Origin of the sequence: Arthrobacter sp., from assembly GCF_030540645.1 — a bacterium.
Taxonomy (GTDB): Bacteria; Actinomycetota; Actinomycetes; order Actinomycetales; family Micrococcaceae; genus Specibacter.
The window spans coordinates 1-4110 of the sequence record NZ_JAUNVV010000138.1; the positions used below are offsets into that span (position 1 = coordinate 1).

Here is a 4110-nt window from a genome sequence, read left to right on the forward strand (position 1 = left end):
TGTCCGCCGAGCTGGGTTGTGTTTCTTCTTCCACAGCCATGGCCCGGCGCCTTCTTGTTCACAAGTACGACGCCGGGGCTGCCGCTGCCTCCCTTTCTGGCCAACCATGGTGCCATGAATACACAAAACAGTCGTACCACCAGCCCCGTTGAGTCAGTTATTGCCGCTCTGGGTGGAACCGTTCGGCGTAGTGTGCTCGTGGACCGAGGATTCTCGGACCGGCACATCCGGCAGGCTGTTCAATCAGGGCGCATAAGGCGGGTCTGCCGTGGTGTCTATGCGGCCGAGGGGTCCTCGCCCATGGCGGAGCACCTGGCCAGCAACCAGGCGGAGCTGACGTGTTTTGGCCGTGCGAGACAAGAAGGGCTTTGGGTTCTCCACGCCCAGGATGTTCCGCATGTCGGGACGGCGCACGGCCGGCCGGTATCAGGCTGTGTGACGCACAGATTCCAGGGCAGGCTGCTCCTGCGGGACATTCTTCGTCATTGTGCGCAGTGTGGCACGGAGTTGGAGATACTTTGTGTGCTGGAATCGGCCGTTGTCAAGGAAAAATGCACCGTGGCACAGCTGCGGGCGTTCTTCAGCAGGCGGAATGATGCCCGGATTCGCAGGATTATTGAGCTGATCGACCCGCAATCGATGTCGATTCCTGAAACATGCGCTAGATACCAGTTGCAGAAGGCTGGCTACAACGTCCAGGGACAGGCATACATTCGCGGTATGGGCCATCTTGATGCTCTGGTGGATGGCCAGCTGGGGCTTGAAATTGATGGCAAGGACTACCATAACAACGAAGAGGCCTGGAAAGAGGACCTTCGCCGCGGCAACGTTCTCATGATCCAGGACGTCCCTGTGCTGCACTTTAGGGCCGCCGTGGCCATGTATTTTCCGGAAGAAATGCTGCGTTGGATCCGTCTGGCCTTTGAAACGCTTGCAGCGAGGCGTCATTAGTGCCCAACAGTACGCAGGTCCAGTTGTGGCGCACCATTGGAACTCAATGGCGCGCAGCCGCCAGCACCCTCCGATCACTGTGACGTTAACCACTGCGCCATGGTTCATTGGGTGGGTGCGAGGTCCTCAACTCGCGCAACTGCCTCCCGCCGTGGCACACTATATTCTCGTGAGCTTCTGGCGAGAGCAAGTGGCACATGGTCCGCCCTGGTGTAATGGCAGCACCCCAGCCTTTGGAGCTGTGGAGTATAGGTTCGAATCCTATGGGCGGAACCACGTTGCAAAGGATCGGGCATCCAGACTGAGCGGGTACCATGGAACTGTTTCCCATTGAGTACGTTTAAAAACGGACATTGATCCGGGCAGGAGTGCCACTTAGTGAGCCCCAAAGAAATCCCCACCGACACACCGGCAGCCGTCATAGTCCTGGCTGCAGGCGCAGGCACCCGGATGAAGTCACGCACACCCAAGATCTTGCACACCATCGGTGGAATTTCCATGGTGGGTCATGCACTCGCAGCAGCGAAGGGGCTCAATCCCGGCAAGCTGGCCGTGGTTGTCCGCTATGAACGCGACCAGGTGGCAGCCCACATTGCCGCGCTGGATGAATCCGCACAGATTGTGGACCAGGATGAAATACCGGGCACCGGCCGCGCCGTCCAGCAGGCGCTGGAAGCCCTGGATGCCCAGGAAGAACTGAGCGGCACCGTAGTTGTCACGTACGGAGATGTTCCGCTGCTGACCACCGAGCTCCTGGCCACGCTGGTGACCACGCACACCGCCGACAACAACGCCGTGACCGTGCTGACCGCCGTTTTGGACGACGCCGCTGGCTACGGCCGCATCCTTCGCCACGAAGATGGCACGGTGCTGGGCATCCGCGAGCACAAGGATGCCACTGACGCCGAGCGCGAGATCCGCGAAGTCAACTCCGGCATCTACGCCTTTGACGCGGCCGTGCTGCGCCGGGCGCTGCAGGCAGTCACCACGGACAACAACCAGGGCGAGATGTACCTCACCGACGTCCTTTCGCTGGCCAGGAACGACGGCGGCCGGGTCGCCGCCGTCTCCACCACCGACCGCTGGCAGGTGGAAGGAGCCAATGACCGCGTGCAGCTGGCTGCCCTGGGCGTAGAGCACAACCGCCGCATCGTGGAGGCTTGGATGCGCGCCGGGGTGAGCGTCATCGACCCCGCCACCACATGGATCGACTCCACTGTGCAGTTGGCCCAAGACGTCACCATCCTGCCCGGCACCCAACTGCACGGACAAACTACGGTGGCCAGTGACGCCGTCGTGGGTCCGGATTCAACGCTGACGGATGTGCAGATCGCCGCGGGCGCCGAAGTGACCCGCACGCACGGCTCCGGCGCCATCATCGGCGAGGGCGCCCACGTGGGGCCCTTCACGTACCTGCGTCCCGGCACGGTACTGGGTGCCGACGGAAAAATTGGTGCGTTCTACGAAACGAAGAACGTCATCATCGGCCGCGGCTCCAAGCTGAGCCATCTGGGGTATGCCGGTGACGCTGAAATCGGCGAGAACACCAACATCGGCTGCGGCAACATCACAGCCAACTTCGACGGCGTGAACAAGCACCGCACCACGATCGGCTCCGGCGTGCGCACAGGGTCGAACACCGTGTTCGTTGCACCCGTCAGCGTCGGCGACGGTGCGTTCACCGGCGCCGGCACGATTGTGCGCAAAGACGTTCCTGCCGGTGCGCTGACACTGACCGTGGCCCCGCAACGCAATGCCGAGGGCTGGACCACCGCGAACCGCCCGGGCAGTGTCTCCGCCCAAGCTGCTGAAAACGCCTCCGAAAAGGCAGCAAATGCTGTCAGCTAAGACTTCTCACCGACCCCACCCCTGCGAGAAAGCGAACCCATGAGCGAACTAGTCCATAACGTCGACAAGAAGTTGGTGTTGGCGTCCGGCCGGGCACACCCTGAGCTGGCCGAGGAAGTGGCACGCTGTTTGGGGACAGAGCTGTTGCCGATGTCCGCCTACGACTTTGCCAACGGCGAGATCTACGTCCGCTCCGGCGAGAGCGTGCGCGGCAAGGAAGTGTTCATCATCCAGGCCCACCCGGCCCCGCTGAACAACTGGCTCATGGAACAGCTGATCATGGTTGACTCCATGAAGCGCGCTTCGGCCCGTCGCATCACCGTTGTGGCGCCGTTCTACCCGTACTCGCGCCAGGACAAGAAGGGCCGCGGCCGCGAGCCGATCTCCGCCCGCCTTGTTGCCGACCTCTACAAGACCGCCGGCGCCGACCGCATCATGAGCGTGGACCTGCACACGGCGCAGATCCAGGGCTTCTTCGACGGCCCCGTGGACCACCTCTTCGCCATCCCGCTGCTCGCCGAGCACATCCGCAAGATTGTCGGGGACGACGACGTCACTGTCGTTTCGCCCGACACCGGCCGTGTGCGCGTGGCTGAGCAGTGGGCCGAGCGCCTCGGTGGGGCCCCGTTGGCGTTCGTGCACAAGTCGCGTGATTTGACCGTACCCAACCAGGCTGTTTCCAAGACCGTTGTGGGCCAGGTCAAGGGACGTACCTGTGTTCTGATCGATGACATGATCGACACCGGCGGAACCATTGCCGGCGCTGTGCGCGTGTTGAAGGACGCCGGTGCGAAGGACGTCATCATCGCCGCCACGCACGCTGTGTTCTCCGACCCTGCTGCCGAGCGCCTTGCCAACTGTGGCGCCCGTGAAGTCGTGGTCACCGACACGCTGCCGATCCCGCCGGAGAAGCGTTTCCCGACCCTCACCGTGCTCCCGATCGCGCCCCTGCTGGCACGGGCCATCAAGGAAGTCTTCGAAGACGGCTCCGTCACCAGCTTGTTCGACGGCCACGCGTAACAGCTGGCAGCGATCCGGGGTTCCCTCGGCGACTTTCCGGCCATCGGCCGCGGACGGCCTTGGCCTCCCCTACGTCGCCTACGGAAACTCCGGCATCGCTGCGGCCGCCTCGGAACCGCGCCGGTCATCCGGGTTCCGTCGTTCTGCTAAACTTGTGCAGTAAACCTTGGCGAGGGATGCCCCATTGTGTGGGTGTCCGTGATCGACTGGGTCTTCTGCGCTCCTGGCATTTGTGCTGTGGGTTGTGTTGACCTGTTTAGTCCACGCCCACACCAATGAAGGAGCGTTTTT

General features: G+C 62.6%; 3 protein-coding genes, 1 tRNA gene and 1 pseudogene. All 5 read left to right on the plus strand.

All coding sequences use genetic code 11. The features are described from left to right. Positions 1-114: 114 nt before the first annotated feature. Positions 115-270: pseudogene (locus Q4P21_RS16360) on the plus strand (hypothetical protein); the annotation flags it as partial. A gap of 30 nt (positions 271-300) precedes the next feature. After that, a complete protein-coding gene (locus tag Q4P21_RS15890; RefSeq protein ID WP_303389694.1) occupies positions 301-951 on the plus strand; it encodes a hypothetical protein in 651 nt (216 codons plus the stop codon). Positions 952-1152: 201 nt separating this feature from the next. Next, positions 1153-1227, plus strand: a tRNA-Gln gene (locus Q4P21_RS15895). 102 nt (positions 1228-1329) lie between these two features. Then, positions 1330-2799, plus strand: coding sequence for a bifunctional UDP-N-acetylglucosamine diphosphorylase/glucosamine-1-phosphate N-acetyltransferase GlmU (gene glmU, locus Q4P21_RS15900; protein ID WP_303389695.1), 1470 nt, complete (start codon positions 1330-1332; stop codon positions 2797-2799). Positions 2800-2838: 39 nt separating this feature from the next. Further along, positions 2839-3819, plus strand: a complete 981-nt coding sequence (locus Q4P21_RS15905) for a ribose-phosphate diphosphokinase (RefSeq protein ID WP_303389696.1) — start codon at positions 2839-2841, stop codon at positions 3817-3819. Positions 3820-4110: the final 291 nt, after the last annotated feature.

Bases quoted from the DNA above. Each gene is read 5' to 3' on its own strand.
- Q4P21_RS15890 (WP_303389694.1), top strand. From the start codon at position 301: ATGGCGGAGCACCTGGCCAGCAACCAGGCGGAGCTGACGTGTTTTGGC.
- Q4P21_RS15905 (WP_303389696.1), top strand. From the start codon at position 2,839: ATGAGCGAACTAGTCCATAACGTCGACAAGAAGTTGGTGTTGGCGTCC.